Raw genomic sequence first — 13405 nt, 5'->3', positions numbered from 1 at the left:
TGCCGTTCTGCGGATTTAATGTGAGACATCCGTGTCTCATGCGCGCTATATTTGTCTCATGAGTTTCGATCGTGAACAGGTGCTGCGCGACGCCGCGGCCCTGCTGAGCCGCCGGGCCACCGCGTCCATGGACGAGATCGCCAAGGCGGCCGGAATCAGCCGCGCCACCCTCCACCGGCACTTCCCCGGCCGCGACGCCCTCGTCCGGGCCCTCGGCCTGCTCGGGATCGCGCAGATGGACGAGCGGCTGGACGCCGCCCGCATAGAGGAGGGCGACCCGGTCGAAGCGGTCCGCCGGCTGATCGACGAGGCCATGCCCGTCTCCGGTTTCCTGGCCTTCCTCTACGGCGAGAACCAGCTGTACGACCTGCCGGAGGTCAACGAGGGCTGGGCGAGGGTGGACGAGCGGGTCAGCGCGCTGTTCCGGCGCGGCCAGGAACAGGGGCTGTTCCGGTACGACCTGACACCGACCTGGCTGGGCGAGGCGCTGTACGCCCTGATCGCGGCCTCGGCCTGGTGCGTCCAGGATGGACGTATGGCACGGAACGATTCCGCCCGTATGGTCTCCGAGCTGATGCTCGGCGGGATGCTGCGGAGCGCGTCATGACCCGCGACGCCCTGCACAAGCCCACCGCCCCCGTGCCCCCGACGCCCCCGCACCCCTCCCGCTGGCTCGCGCTCGGCATCCTCACACTGGCGCTGCTGCTCGTCGCCGTCGACGCGACGGTGCTCGGGCTGGCGATGCCGTTCCTGACCGAGGACCTGGAGCCGTCCTCGACGCAGGTGCTGTGGATCGGCGACATCTACTCCTTCGTCATCGCCGGGCTGCTGGTCTCAATGGGCAGCCTCGGTGACCGCGTCGGCCGCAAGAAGCTGCTGCTCATCGGCTCCGCCGCGTTCGGCGGGCTGTCGGTGCTGGCCGCTTACGCGCACACCCCGGAGATGCTCATCCTCGCCCGCGCCCTGATGGGCGTGGCCGGCGCCACCCTCATGCCGTCCACCCTCGCGTTGATCCGCAACCTCTTCACCGACCCGCGGGAGCGCAGCTTCGCGATCGGTGTGTGGGGCGCGGCCTCGACGGCCGGCGCCGCCGTGGGACCGGTCGTCGGCGGCATCCTGCTGGAGCACTTCTGGTGGGGCTCGGTCTTCCTGATCAACCTGCCGGTCATGGTGGTCCTGGTGGTCGTCGGCTACAAACTGCTGCCGGAGTCGAAGAATCCCGACCCGGGTCCCTGGGACCTGGTCAGCGTCGCGCTGTCGCTCGTCGGCATGTTCGGTGTCGTGTACGGCATCAAGGAGATCGCGGCGCACGGCGCGAAGCCCGCCGCCTTCGCCGCGGGCGCGGTGGGACTGGCCTGCCTCTATGCCTTCGTCCGGCGGCAGTACACGCTGCCCGCACCGCTGCTGGACATGCATCTGTTCCGCAACCGGGGCTTCTCCGCCTCGGTGCTGGCCGATCTGCTGACCGTGCTGGGCCTGTCCGGGCTGATCTTCTTCCTGTCACAGTTCCTGCAGATGGTGCAGGGGCGCTCGCCGCTGGAGGCGGGTCTTGCCGAACTTCCGGCCATGGTCGGCGCCGTGGGGGCCGGGCTCTGCGCGGGCATGGCCGCCCGCCGGTTCTCCGTGCGGCTGGTCGTCGCGGGCGGTCTGGGCGCCAGCGGTCTGGCGCTGGCCGGACTGTTCGGGCTCACCCCGGAGACGGGCTACCCGCTGCTCTTCGCCGTGCTGCTGATCGTCGGTGTGGGCGCCGGCTTCTCGTTCACCGTCACCGCCGACGTGATCCTCTCCAGCGTCCCCGAGGAGGAGGCCGGCGCCTCGGCCGCGGTGTCCGAGACGGCCTACGAACTCGGCGCCGCCCTCGGCATCGCGCTGCTCGGCTCCATCGTCACCGGCGTCTACTCCAACCTGACGCTGCCCGCCGGACTGCCGGCGGGCAGCGCCGCGCAGGCCAAGGACTCCCTGGCGGGGGCCGTCGAGGTGGCGGGCACGCTGCCCGGCGAGAGCGGGAACACCCTGCTCACGGCGGCGCAGGCCTCGTTCACCGACGGGCTGCGCATCGCCGCCCTGGTCGGCGCGGTGGTGCTGATCGGGGCGTCGGTGTGGGCCTGGCGGATGCTGCGCCACACCAAGCTGGCAACGGCCCGCTCCGCCCATCACTGAGGGGCGGAGCGGGGCGCCTCGGCGCCGTGGGTCAGGCGGCCTTGGCCTTGGTCGCGTACATGTCGACGTACTCCTGGCCCGACAGCCGCATGACGTCGCTCATCACCTCGTCGGTGATGGCCCGCAGCACATAGCGGTCACGGTCCATGCCCTCGTAGCGGGAGAAGTCGAGGGGCGCGCCGAAGCGGATGGTCACCCGGTGGATGCGCGGCAGCTTCTTGCCGGCCGGCTGGACGCGCTCGGTGCCGATCAGCGCGCAGGGCACGACGACCGCGCCGGTCATCAGGGCGAGCCGGGCGACACCCGTACGGCCCCGGTACAGCCGGCCGTCGGGGGAGCGGGTGCCCTCCGGGTGGATGCCGAAGATCTGGCCGTCCTCCAGCACCCGGCGGCCCGTCATCAGCGCCGCCGCGCCGCCGCGGGCGCCGTCCCGGTCCACCGGGATCATGCCGACGGTGGTGAAGAACGCGGCCTTCGCGCGGCCCTTGATGCCGCGGCCGGTCACGTACTCGTCCTTGCCGAGGAAGAAGACCGGGCGCGGGGCCACCAGGGTCATGAACGGTGAGTCCGAGAAGGCGAGGTGGTTGCCCGCCAGGATGACGGGTCCGGTCGCGGGGATGTTCTCCATTCCCTCGACACGCGGGCGGTACAGCACGCGGAGGAGCGGTACGAGCAGCGCATTGATCAGGAAACGGAACAACGGGCCCTCCGGGCAGGGGATCGGTGGATCGCAGACCAGGGGCGCACGCCCACTGGCGCACACCCCCTATAGATGAGGACGATACTTCCGTTCGCCTGGTCAGCGCACGCCGGGTTCACACACTTGCTACGCAGTGTTGACGTACGTTCCGCGCATGTTTCGCCTGTCGTGGCTCGTACGAAAGATGTACGCGCCTACGATGCGCGGGTCGACCGGCAGGTGCCGCACAGGCGTTCGGCCGCAGTCACCGGAGACAGGGGAGAGCTCATGACGCACGACCAGCAGGGATCAGGACCGGCCCGCCGGGCCGTCCTCGGCGCGGCGGCGGCCCTGGGCGCCGGCGGCGCGGTGTTCGCCCTGCCGGGGACGGCGGCCGCCGCGGACACCGCGGCCAACCGCGGCGGACACGGCTCGCCCAAGCTGCCGGTGCCGACCGTCATCGGGCACCGCGGCTCCAGCGGCTACCGCCCCGAGCACACCTTCGGCTCCTACCAGTACGCCCTGGACATCGGCGCGGACGTCATCGAGCAGGACCTCGTGCCCACCAAGGACGGCCATCTGGTCTGCCGGCACGAGCCCGAGATCGGCGGCACCACGGACGTCTCGAAGCACCCCGAGTTCGCGAGCCGTAGGACCACCAAGACCATCGACGGCACCGCCATGACCGGCTGGTTCACCGAGGACTTCACGCTCGCCGAGCTGAAGACGCTGCGCGCCGTGGAACGGCTGCCCGCCAACCGGCAGCGCAACACCCTCTACGACGGCCGCTGGGAGATCCCCACCTTCGAGGAGGTGCTCCAGTGGGCCGAGGAGCAGGGCCGCAAGCGGGGCCGTCCGGTGTGGCTGCACACCGAGACCAAGCACCCCACGTACTTCCGCAAGCTCGGCCTCGGCCTGGAGGAGCGGCTGGCCAGGCTGCTGCGCCGCTACGGCCGTGACCGGAAGAACTCCCCGCAGTTCCTGGAGTCCTTCGAGTCGGGCAGCCTGCAGCGGCTGGGCGCGCTCGGTGTCGCGGCCCCCAAGATCTTCCTGCTCTCCGGCCTCGGCAGCCGCCCGTGGGACTTCGTCGAAGCGGGCGACCCGCGCACCGTCGACGACCTCATCACCCCCGCCGGCCTGCAGTGGACCGCGCACTTCGCGCAGGGCATCGGGCCGACGCTCACCCTGATCATCCCTGTCGACGCGGCCGGGAAGCTCGGCACGCCGACCACGCTGGTGCGCGACGCGCACGCCGCCGGGCTGATCCTGCACCCGTACACGATGCGCAACGAGAACGCCTTCCTGCCCGCCGACTTCCGCAGGGGCACCGACCCGAACGCCTACGGCGACGCCTTCGGCGCGTTCAGGAAGTACTTCGAGCAGGGCATCGACGGGATCTTCTCCGACAACGCCGACACCGCGCTCCTCGCCCGCCAGGACTTCCTGAAGTCCTGATGCGGCCCTTCGGGCGGATGATCCACTCTGACGGGTGAAGACGGCCGCGTCCGGCAACCGCCGGGCGCGGCCGCGTCGTCCCGGCGATCATGACGATGTCGCTGCGTGAGGACGAACTGACCCGGCTGCGCCCGCTGGTCGCCGCGGAGGCGGCCGCCGAAGAGGTGGCCGGCGGCATCGAGGCCGCCGACCTCGAACAGGCGGTGTGGCTGAGGATGCTCGAACTGGCCGTTCCGCCGGCCGATCCCGCCCGCTGGCTCCGGGCCGCGGTACGGCGCGAGGTGCGCGAGGCCGCCCGCCGGGTCCGCCGTGAGCTGCCGTACACCCCGGGCCGCGACCCGGCGGCCGACCGCGGGCCGTCCGTCGAGGAACAGGTGCTCGGCGCCGAGCAGCGAGCGGCCGTGCACGCCGCCGTGCGGCGGCTGCCGGGACGCTGCCCGCAGGTGGTTGGTGCACTGATGTCCCGTTCCGACCCCACATACCAGGAAATCTCCCGGGAGTTGGGAATCTCACAGGGCAGTATCGGCCCTTTGCGCTCACGCTGTCTCGGCTGCCTGCGCTCGATCCTGAAATCCGGGGTTGCATCCCCGGTAAGACGGGGTAAGGCACGGTAAACAGTCGGCGACAAGGCGTTCCTTGCGCGTTCGAACGTGGCCGGATGCGGGTATTGCGAGGCATCTACCGCGCCGGGGCGTTTGTGCGATCATCGGCGCCACGGAGACGGCGCACACCCGTACCAACTCCGGTCAGGCACACGTCCCGGGCGCGCATCACACCCTCATCAGCCCGGGCGGACTCGAAGGGGAGGCCTGCGCACATGGGCATGAGCGTGACCATCTCTACGGCGGATCCAGACGACGCCGAGAAGATCCTCAAACTCCAGTACCTCTGCTATCAGAGCGAGGCGGAGCTCTACGGCGACTACACCATAGAACCGCTCACCCAGACCTTCGAGGCGCTGCGCGCCGAGCTGGCTCAGGGGTGCGTCCTGGTCGCCCGGCTCGGCGACGAGGTCGTCGGCTCGGTACGCGGGGTCGTCGACGTCGACGGCACCGCCCGGATCGCCAAGTTGATCGTCCATCCCCGTATGCAGCGGCACGGTCTCGGCGGCCGGCTGCTGCACGCCGTCGAGGAGCGGCTGTCCGCCGAGAGCGAGGCGAAGCGGTACCGGCTGTACACCGGGCACCGCAGCGACCTGAACCTGCGGCTGTACCGCAAGCTGGGGTACGAGCAGGTGGGCGACGCCGAGCCGGTCACCCGGCGGCTGAGCCTGGTCACCATGGAGAAGGACGCCCCGACGGCGACGTTCGCCGCCAGCGCCTGAACGGTTTCCGTTACGGCTGTTGTGGCCGCGCCGACCTGCGCAGCCACAACAGCCCGGCGACGGGCAGCAGCAGCGGCAGGAAGAGATAGCCGATCCCGAAGTCCGACCACACGGTCGCGTCGGGGAACGCGGACGGGTCGACGAGGGTGAAGGTGCCGACCGCGAGCACGCCGGCCAGTTCGGCCGAGCAGCACACCAGCGCCACCCTGCGGGCCGCCTCGCCACCGCGCCGGAGCGCGACGGTGATCACCGCGTAGACGAGCCCGGCGACCGCCGACAGCACGTACGCCAGCGGCGCGTCATGGAACTTCGTGATCATCTGCACCAGCGAGCGCGACACCGCCGCGACGGTGAACACCCCGTAGAGCGAGAGCAGCAGCCGCCCGGGACCCCGGCCGATCCGCCCGGCCCCGGCTTCGTTCGCGGCCGGCGCCCCGGATGCCTCGTGTGCGGGCTCAGACACTGCCGCCTCCCCAGATGTCGAAAAGCCGTACTTCGAGCACGGCGAGGATCACTCCGCCCGCGGCGACGATCGCCGATCCCCAGCGGGTGCGTTCGGTCAGCGACATGAAGGCGGCCGCCGGGATCGTGCAGGCGGCGCCGACCAGGTAGGAGACGAAGATCAACGTGCCCTGGTCCGGCTTCTCGCCGCGCGAGAGCTTCACCAGGGCGATCACCAGCTGAACCAGCGCGAGCACCGTGACCACGGCCATGCCGATGAAGTGCCAGTCCTTGGTCGGCTGGTCGTGGAAGGCGGCGAAGCCGCACCACGCCGCGAGCAGCAGCGCCGCGACCGAGACCGTGATGGTGACTGCGTCGAGCATGCCGCGACTCTATTACGGGTCAAAAGGGCCGGGCCCAGCGGGATCCAGGAGCCCTCCGCGCCCGGCGTAGGGTGGCCGGATATGAAGATCACCACGCAGGCGCTGCTGTTCGACAACGACGGGACGCTCGTCTCCTCCATGGACTCGGTGGTCCGCTGCTGGAGCCGGTGGGCGCGGGAGGAGCGGGTGACGGCCGAGGCGTTCGCGGCGGTGCAGCTGCACGGCAGGACCGCGGTGGCCATCATCCGGGACCTGCTGCCCGAGGAGCGGGTCGCGGCGGCGGTGCGCCGGATCGAGGAGCTGGAGCTGGCCGACGCGGACGGCGTGGTCGTCCTGCCCGGCACCCTCGCGCTGCTCGGCTCGCTGCCGGCCGGCCGCTGGGCGGTCGTCACCTCCGCCACCGGCCGGCTGGGCGCCGCCCGGCTCGCCGCCGCCGCGATCGATCCGCCCCTGCTGATCAGCGCCGACGACGTGACGAACGGCAAGCCGGACCCGGAGCCCTTCCTGCTGGCGGCCCGGAAGCTGGGGGTGCGCCCGGAGGACTGCACCGTCTTCGAGGACGCTCCCGCCGGTCTCACCGCGGGCCGCGCCGCCGGGATGCGGACCGTGGCCTTGGCCACAACCCATGCCGTCGAGGAGTTGGCCGCCGACGTGGTGGTCCGGGACCTGTCCGCGGTATCGGTGCAGGTCACGGACGCGGGCCTGGAGATCACCACCGCTGGATGAGCGGCTGTCCGCATAGTGAACGGCCTGCCCGGAATGCGGGACGCGACCGGCAGGTCTGCTTTACTGGATCTCATGACCACGACGAACAGCCGCTGCCGCGCGACCGAGGCGACCACGCCCGGTGTTCGTTGTATGTGTCGAATGTGTGACTAGCCGAGGGCTCAGCCCCGCGTCACGACATTCCGTGGTTCCAGCGACTTCCTCTTCCTGCCGCTGATCCCCGCTTGGCCCCTGACGGGCCGATCCGTGCCGCGATCCGAGAAGAATGCCCCCTGTGCGGTGCTATGTCTGCCGCGCACTCGACAGTGACGGATACCCCTGTGATCACCACCACGGACCTGAGAAAGGTCTACCCCTCGCGTGACCGCGAGATCACCGCCCTGGACGGCGTCGATCTGCACGTCCGCGAGGGCGAGGTCTACGGCGTCGTCGGACAGAGCGGCGCCGGCAAGTCGACCCTCATCCGCTGCGTCAACCTCCTCGAGCGCCCCACCTCCGGCACCGTCGAGGTCGCCGGGCAGGACCTGACCGCGCTCGGCGGCCGGACCGACCGGGCGGGAGCCGCGCTGCGCGCCGCCCGCAGCGGCATCGGCATGGTCTTCCAGCACTTCAACCTGCTGGCCTCGCGCACCGTGCAGGGCAACGTCGAGCTGCCGCTGGAGATCCTCGGCATCTCCGGCAAGGAGCGCTCCCGCAAGGCCCTCGAACTCCTGGACCTGGTCGGTCTCGCCGACAAGGCCCGCGCCTACCCCGCGCAGCTGTCCGGCGGTCAGAAGCAGCGCGTCGGCATCGCCCGCGCGCTGGCCGGCGACCCCAAGGTGCTGCTCTCCGACGAGGCCACCTCGGCGCTCGACCCGGAGACCACCCGCTCCATCCTCCAGCTGCTGCGCGACCTCAACCAGCAGCTGGGGCTGACCGTTCTGCTCATCACGCACGAGATGGACGTCGTCAAGGCGATCTGCGATTCGGCCGCGCTGATGAAGAACGGCAGGGTCGTGGAGTCCGGCACCGTCGCCGAGCTGCTCGCCACCCCGGGCTCCGAGCTCGCGCACGAGCTGTTCCCGGTCGGCGGTGAGCCGTCAGGACCGGACCGCACGGTCATCGACCTCACCTTCCACGGCGAGAGCGCGACCGAGCCGGTCATCTCCCAGCTGGCGCGCACCTACAACGTGGACGTGTCGATCCTGGGCGCGGCCATGGAGACCATCTCCGGCCGGCAGATCGGCCGGATGCGGATCGAACTGCCCGGTCCTTTCGAGGACAACGTCGTACCGATCGGCTTCCTGCGCGAGCAGGGCATCCAGGTCGAGGTGGCACGGACCGCCGCCGCACGCGTGAAGGAGACCGTGAAATGACCTGGGCCGAAATACAGCCGCTGCTCACGACGGCCTGTTGGGAAACCCTCTACATGGTGGGCTGGTCCACCGTGATCACGGCCGCGATCGGCCTGCCGCTCGGCGTGCTCCTGGTTCTCACCAGCCGGGGCGGCCTGCTGCAGAACGTGGTGCTGAACAAGGTCATCGGCGTCGTCGTGAACATCACGCGGTCGCTGCCGTTCATCATCCTGATGGTCGCGCTGATCCCGTTCACGCGCTGGCTCGTCGGCGCCGCGTTCGGGCTCAACGCCGCCGTCGTCATGCTGTCCGTCGGTGCGATCCCGTTCTTCGCGCGGCTCGTGGAGACCTCGATCCGCGAGGTCGACCCCGGGCTCGTCGAGGCGGTCCACGCGATGGGCGGCAACACCCGCACCGTGGTCGTCAAGGCGCTGCTGCCCGAGTCGCTGCCGTCGCTGGTCTCCGGCCTCACCACCACCGTGATCGCCCTCGTCGGCTACTCGGCCATGGCCGGCACGATCTCCGCCGGCGGCCTGGGCAACCTCGCGTGGACCTACGGCTACCAGCGGTTCGAGAACAAGGTCATGATCGCCACGATCGTGCTGCTGATCGCGCTGGTCACCGTCGTCCAACTGGCCGGCGACCTGACCGCCCGGGCGCTGGCCCGCCGCGGCGCCCGGACCTCCGGCGCCCCCGGACTCCGCCTGCTGCGCGCCGCCCGCGTCGCGGAGACCACTGAGACCTCCTGACCCGCCGGGCTTCCTCCGGCTCGTACCATCCACTGAGAAAGAGGCACTTTTCGTGCGTAACACCACCAGGATCACCACTGCTGTGCTGGCCGCCGGAGCCCTCGCTCTGGGCCTGAGCGCCTGCGCCTCCAACCCGACCCAGAAGGACGGCGAGAACGACGCGCTGGTCGTCGCCGCGAGCCCCGTGCCGCACGCCGACATCCTGAAGTTCGTCAAGGACAACCTGGCGGAGAAGGCCGGACTGAAGCTGGAGGTGAAGGAGTTCGACGACTACGTCATACCGAACACCGCCACCGAGAACGGCGAGGTCGGCGCCAACTTCTTCCAGCACAAGCCGTACCTCGACGACTTCAACGCCAAGAACAAGACGCACATCGTCCCGGTCGTGAACGTCGAGCTCGAACCGCTCGGCCTCTACCCGGGCAAGGCGAAGACGCTCGCCGAGATCAAGGCCGGCGACACCATCGCCGTGCCCAGCGACACGACCAACCAGGGCCGCGCGCTGCAGCTGATCGCCTCCAAGGGCCTGATCACGCTCAAGCCCGGCGTCGGCGCCAACGCCAGCCTGCAGGACATCGCCGACAGCAAGGGCCTGAAGTTCAAGGACGCGAAGGCGGAGCTGCTGCCCAGCCAGCTGCCCGACGTGGCCGCCGCCGTCATCAACGGCAATGTGGCGCTCGGTGCCAAGCTCGACCCGGCCAAGGGCACGCTCGCCCTGGAGAAGGCCGAGGGCAACCCCTACGCCAACTTCCTGGCGGTCAAGGACGGCAAGCAGAACGACCCGCGGGTCGTGAAGCTCGTCAAGCTGCTCAACTCCCCTGAGGTCAAGAAGTTCATCGAGACCAAGTACCACGGCTCGGTCGTCCCGGCGTTCGGCAAGCCCGCCGCCTGACATCCGCGCCTCCGCACCCCGGCCGCCCGACCAGGCGGCCGGGGTGCGGTGCGTCGTGGCCCGTTACCGGCGCCGCACCCAGTACACGTCCGTCATGTACGGCATCTCGATGTCGCCGCCGCGCCGGGTCGGCTCGTGCGCGCCGAGCAGCGACTCCAGATCGGCCCGCACCCGCTCCTGCTCGGCCGCGTCCAGCACCGCGATGTGGCTGGACGACATCATCCGCTCGACGACGTCCTCGACGGTCGTCGAATGCGGGTTGGGCCAGTGCCGCTCGTGCACCCGGCCCCAGCCCGGCCGTCCCTCGAAGGACCTGCGCCACCGGTTGTCGGGATCCCCGATGCCGGAGGCCAGCGGCGGGCTCGGCAGATCGCGCGGCGCCAGCCGGAAGAAGATGTCCTGGAAGTCGCGCACCCACGGCACCGAGGTGTCGTACGTGTTCCACACCAGGGCGAGCGCGCCGCCCGGCCGCAGCAGCCGCTCCACCTCGTCGAGCGCGTCCGTCTCCTGGAACCAGTGCCAGGACTGCGCCGCCACCACCGCGTCCGCGCAGCCGTCCGGCAGCCCCGTCGCCTCCGCCGTGCCCGCCGTCACCACCACGCCGGGCAGCAGCGCGGCCAGCCGTTCGCGCATCTCCGGCACCGGCTCCACGGCCAGCACCTCGGCCCCGGTCAGCGCCAGCAGCCGGGTGAACTTGCCCGTGCCCGCCCCGAGATCGACCGCCGTCCGCCCCGCCTGCAGCGGCAGGGCGTCCGCCAGCGCGGCGAGCGCGGCCATGGGGTACGAGGGGCGGGAGCGCTCGTACAAACCCGCGGCCCGCTGGGATCCGACTCCTGCTGCGTGGTGCAACGTCACGCGGCCAGACGCTAGCAGGGTCGGACGGCGGCAGCCGATACCCGCCCCGGCCGTCATACGGCCTACCCTGGAAGGGCGTTCACGGATCACCCCTCCCGTGAACCGTTCTGCGAGCCCGCTCTGCGAATGTCGCGGCCGATGCTGCATGCTGTGCTCTCCACACATGCCCTGGTTACGGAGCAGCGAATGACCTCCACCTTTCCGGACATCTCCATCAGTACGGAGCGGCTGGTGCTGCGCCCCTACGAGGAAGCCGACATCCCCGCCCTCGCGGAGATGATGAACGATGAGCTGGTCACCGCCTGGACGTCCGTCGCCCAGCCGTACACCGAGGACGACGCCCGCGCCTTCGCCACCCGGATCGCCCCCGCGGAACGCACCGAGGGCCGCGGCATCGTCTTCGCCGTCACCGAGTTCCTCACCCAGCGGCTGGTCGGCACCGTCCATCTGCAGAACACCGACTGGCGCATCCGCAGCAGTGAGATCGGCTACATGACCGCCCCCTGGGCGCGCGGCGAGGGATACGCCTCCGAGTCGGTGCTCGCCGTCACCCAGTGGCTCTTCGACGACCAGAAGTTCGAGCGCCTCGAACTGCGGATCGCCGCCGACAACACCGCCTCCCAGCAGGTCGCCCAGAAGATCGGCTGCATCAGCGAGGGCGTGCTGCGCAACGCCGGCATAGTGCGCAGCCGGCCGGAGGAGGACCCGGGCGGCCGGTGGGCGGAGATGAGGACCGACCTGATCGTGTGGAGCCTGCTCCCGGAGGACCTGGACGTACCGCGCGGCCGGGGCTCGGGGGACGAGGGGTACGTGGCCTTCGCCGACTGGGAGTAACGACCCTGCAGGCGCCGTCGGCGCCGTCGTCCGGTCAAGATCGGGCCCCGGGGTACTGTGCTTTCCCGGGGGAGCGCGCCACGCCCGGACACCGACCGCGACCACGCCCAGGAGACTGACGACATGGCCGACCGGGTCACCGTGATCGGGTGGGACGGCTCGCCGCCGTCCGATGCCGCGCTGTCGGCGCTCGCCGCAGCCACCCTGGTGGCCGGTACCCGCCGTCATCTGGACCTGCCGTACGTACCGGCGGCCGCCGAGCGGATCGTGCTCGGCAGCATCGAACTGGCCGCCCGCCGGATCGCCAAGCACCGGGGCACCGCGGTGGTACTGGCCGACGGCGACCCGGGCTTCTTCGGCGTCGTGCGCGCCCTGCGCGATCCGGAGCACGGCCTGGAGATCGAGGTCGTCCCCGGCGTCTCCTCCGTCGCACGGGCCTTCGCGCTGGCCGGCATGCCGTGGGAGGACGCCCGCGTCGTCGTCGCGCACAGCCGGTCGCTGCGCCGCGCGGTCAATGTGTGCCGGGCCTACCCCAAGGTCGCCGTGCTGACCGCACCCGGCGCGGGCCCCGCGGAACTCGCCCTGCTGCTCGAGGGCGTACACCGCACCTTCGTCATCTGCGAGGCGCTGGGCACCGAACACGAGCAGGTCAGCGTCCTCACCTCGGACAAGGTCGCCGACCACATCTGGCGCGATCCCAACGTCGTCCTGGTCGTCGGCGGCATCACCTCCGCGGACCCGGCGGTCGCGGGCCGCAGCGGCTGGATCGCCGGCCGCGACCCGGGGTTCCCCGGCGCGGTGCGCGGCTGGGCCCTGCCGTCCTCGGAGTACGGCGGCGACGGCTCGCACCAGCTGCGGGCGCTCCAACTCGCCCGGCTGGGACCGCGCACCGGTGACCTGGTCTGGGACATCGGCTCCGCGGACGGGGCGTTCGCCGTGGAGGCCGCCCGGTTCGGCGCGGCGGTGATCGCGGTGGACCGTGACGAGGACGCCTGCGACTGGATCACGGCGGCCGGCCGGCGCTTCGGCGTCCAGCTCCAGGTCGTGCACGGCACCGCGCCGCAGGCGCTGGAGGACCTCCCCGAGCCGGACGTCATCCGGATCGGCGGGGGAGACGCCGAAGTCGTCACGGCGTGCGCCGCCCGGCGCCCCGAGCGCATCGTCGCGAGTGCGGGCAACCGGGACGAGGCGGAGGCGGTCAGCCGGGCCCTGGAGGAGGGCGGCTACGACGTCGAACGCGCCCTGCTGCAGACCGTCGAACTGGATTCCGGCTGGGCGGAACGCGAACGCCTCGTCACCTTCGCCCTCTGCGGCCACCGCAGGTGACAGCGGGCCCGCCGGCCCGCCCGCACTGTGGACCCTTGGACCGTCCTCCGGCGCACGCGCGGTAGGCTGGCGGATCGTTGTGCCGTCGTCGTGCGTTGACGGATCGACCCGTTGTCGATCTGCTGGTCATCCGTCGCCGCCGGGCAGCACACGCGGTGCCGACGCGCCGCATTCCCCGCCTTCCGGCCGTTGTGGCCGGCGGGTGGACAGTGTGCGCGGCGCGGCGTTGGAAGGAGCGATACCGATG

The 13405-nt window shown here is 71.1% G+C and carries 15 protein-coding genes; 11 read left to right on the top strand and 4 right to left on the bottom strand.

Annotation, left to right across the window (positions count from 1 at the left end; translation table 11 throughout):
• Nucleotides 1–58 precede the first annotated feature (58 nt).
• On the top strand, nt 59–607 hold the full coding sequence (locus C8250_RS11500) for a TetR/AcrR family transcriptional regulator (RefSeq protein ID WP_138352685.1): 549 nt from the start codon (nt 59–61) through the stop codon (nt 605–607).
• Nucleotides 604–2160, top strand: a complete 1557-nt coding sequence (locus tag C8250_RS11495; protein WP_138352684.1) for an MFS transporter — start codon at nt 604–606, stop codon at nt 2158–2160. Before C8250_RS11500 ends, C8250_RS11495 begins: the two co-directional genes overlap by 4 nt.
• 31 nt (nt 2161–2191) lie before the next feature.
• Here C8250_RS11495 and C8250_RS11490 read toward each other — a convergent pair whose 3' ends face one another.
• A complete protein-coding gene (locus tag C8250_RS11490; RefSeq protein WP_138352683.1) occupies nt 2192–2860 on the bottom strand; it encodes a lysophospholipid acyltransferase family protein in 669 nt (222 codons plus the stop codon).
• A gap of 267 nt (nt 2861–3127) precedes the next feature.
• On the opposite strand from C8250_RS11490, the gene C8250_RS11485 reads away from it, so the two are divergent.
• From C8250_RS11485 to C8250_RS11475, 3 genes are all read left to right on the top strand, one after another.
• Nucleotides 3128–4294, top strand: coding sequence for a glycerophosphodiester phosphodiesterase (locus C8250_RS11485; RefSeq protein WP_138352682.1), 1167 nt, complete (start codon nt 3128–3130; stop codon nt 4292–4294).
• A gap of 89 nt (nt 4295–4383) precedes the next feature.
• On the top strand, nt 4384–4908 hold the full coding sequence (locus C8250_RS11480; protein ID WP_138352681.1) for a sigma-70 family RNA polymerase sigma factor: 525 nt from the start codon (nt 4384–4386) through the stop codon (nt 4906–4908).
• Nucleotides 4909–5111: 203 nt separating this feature from the next.
• Entirely contained in the window at nt 5112–5618 is a 507-nt protein-coding gene (locus tag C8250_RS11475; RefSeq protein ID WP_138352680.1) for a GNAT family N-acetyltransferase, read from the top strand.
• Nucleotides 5619–5628: 10 nt separating this feature from the next.
• Here the strand turns inward: C8250_RS11475 and C8250_RS11470 are convergent, their stop codons facing one another.
• Together C8250_RS11470 and C8250_RS11465 are read right to left on the bottom strand one after the other, a co-directional pair.
• The gene (locus C8250_RS11470; protein ID WP_138352679.1) at nt 5629–6081 is read right to left on the bottom strand and encodes a hypothetical protein; all 453 of its coding nucleotides are present in this window, start codon (nt 6079–6081) and stop codon (nt 5629–5631) included.
• Nucleotides 6074–6442 (bottom strand): hypothetical protein, encoded by a 369-nt coding sequence (locus tag C8250_RS11465; RefSeq protein WP_138352678.1) that lies wholly within the window; start codon nt 6440–6442, stop codon nt 6074–6076. The genes C8250_RS11470 and C8250_RS11465 overlap by 8 nt, the downstream gene beginning before the upstream one ends.
• Before the next feature lie 81 nt (nt 6443–6523).
• Between C8250_RS11465 and C8250_RS11460 the strand changes: the two genes are divergently transcribed.
• The 4 genes from C8250_RS11460 to C8250_RS11445 all read left to right on the top strand — a co-directional run bounded on the left by C8250_RS11460 (nt 6524) and on the right by C8250_RS11445 (nt 10143).
• Nucleotides 6524–7168: an HAD-IA family hydrolase gene (locus C8250_RS11460; protein ID WP_138352677.1), complete on the top strand. Its 645-nt coding sequence runs from the start codon at nt 6524–6526 to the stop codon at nt 7166–7168.
• 284 nt (nt 7169–7452) lie between these two features.
• Complete coding sequence (locus C8250_RS11455; protein WP_138352676.1) at nt 7453–8523, top strand: ATP-binding cassette domain-containing protein; 1071 nt, start codon at nt 7453–7455, stop codon at nt 8521–8523.
• Nucleotides 8520–9251, top strand: coding sequence for a methionine ABC transporter permease (locus C8250_RS11450; RefSeq protein WP_138352675.1), 732 nt, complete (start codon nt 8520–8522; stop codon nt 9249–9251). Before C8250_RS11455 ends, C8250_RS11450 begins: the two co-directional genes overlap by 4 nt.
• Before the next feature lie 52 nt (nt 9252–9303).
• Nucleotides 9304–10143 (top strand): MetQ/NlpA family ABC transporter substrate-binding protein, encoded by an 840-nt coding sequence (locus tag C8250_RS11445; RefSeq protein WP_138352674.1) that lies wholly within the window; start codon nt 9304–9306, stop codon nt 10141–10143.
• 63 nt (nt 10144–10206) lie between these two features.
• Here the strand turns inward: C8250_RS11445 and C8250_RS11440 are convergent, their stop codons facing one another.
• Nucleotides 10207–10998, bottom strand: coding sequence for a class I SAM-dependent methyltransferase (locus C8250_RS11440; protein WP_187144809.1), 792 nt, complete (start codon nt 10996–10998; stop codon nt 10207–10209).
• Nucleotides 10999–11184: 186 nt separating this feature from the next.
• On the opposite strand from C8250_RS11440, the gene C8250_RS11435 reads away from it, so the two are divergent.
• Both C8250_RS11435 and cbiE read left to right on the top strand, forming a co-directional pair.
• Nucleotides 11185–11832 (top strand): GNAT family N-acetyltransferase, encoded by a 648-nt coding sequence (locus tag C8250_RS11435; protein ID WP_138352673.1) that lies wholly within the window; start codon nt 11185–11187, stop codon nt 11830–11832.
• A gap of 123 nt (nt 11833–11955) precedes the next feature.
• Nucleotides 11956–13158, top strand: coding sequence for a precorrin-6y C5,15-methyltransferase (decarboxylating) subunit CbiE (gene cbiE / locus C8250_RS11430; RefSeq protein ID WP_138352672.1), 1203 nt, complete (start codon nt 11956–11958; stop codon nt 13156–13158).
• Nucleotides 13159–13405 lie beyond the last annotated feature (247 nt).

The organism is Streptomyces sp. So13.3 (assembly GCF_005860785.2).
Taxonomy (GTDB): Bacteria; Actinomycetota; Actinomycetes; order Streptomycetales; family Streptomycetaceae; genus Actinacidiphila; species Actinacidiphila fildesensis.
The sequence above is the reverse complement of the archived record's forward strand: the minus strand, read 5'-3'. Positions and strand labels throughout refer to the sequence as shown.

Bases quoted from the DNA above. Each gene is read 5' to 3' on its own strand.
- C8250_RS11500 (WP_138352685.1), top strand. From the start codon at position 59: ATGAGTTTCGATCGTGAACAGGTGCTGCGCGACGCCGCGGCCCTGCTG.
- C8250_RS11495 (WP_138352684.1), top strand. From the start codon at position 604: ATGACCCGCGACGCCCTGCACAAGCCCACCGCCCCCGTGCCCCCGACG.
- C8250_RS11485 (WP_138352682.1), top strand. From the start codon at position 3,128: ATGACGCACGACCAGCAGGGATCAGGACCGGCCCGCCGGGCCGTCCTC.
- C8250_RS11480 (WP_138352681.1), top strand. From the start codon at position 4,384: ATGACGATGTCGCTGCGTGAGGACGAACTGACCCGGCTGCGCCCGCTG.
- C8250_RS11475 (WP_138352680.1), top strand. From the start codon at position 5,112: ATGGGCATGAGCGTGACCATCTCTACGGCGGATCCAGACGACGCCGAG.
- C8250_RS11465 (WP_138352678.1), bottom strand. From the start codon at position 6,442: ATGCTCGACGCAGTCACCATCACGGTCTCGGTCGCGGCGCTGCTGCTC.
- C8250_RS11460 (WP_138352677.1), top strand. From the start codon at position 6,524: ATGAAGATCACCACGCAGGCGCTGCTGTTCGACAACGACGGGACGCTC.
- C8250_RS11455 (WP_138352676.1), top strand. From the start codon at position 7,453: ATGTCTGCCGCGCACTCGACAGTGACGGATACCCCTGTGATCACCACC.
- C8250_RS11450 (WP_138352675.1), top strand. From the start codon at position 8,520: ATGACCTGGGCCGAAATACAGCCGCTGCTCACGACGGCCTGTTGGGAA.
- C8250_RS11435 (WP_138352673.1), top strand. From the start codon at position 11,185: ATGACCTCCACCTTTCCGGACATCTCCATCAGTACGGAGCGGCTGGTG.
- cbiE (WP_138352672.1), top strand. From the start codon at position 11,956: ATGGCCGACCGGGTCACCGTGATCGGGTGGGACGGCTCGCCGCCGTCC.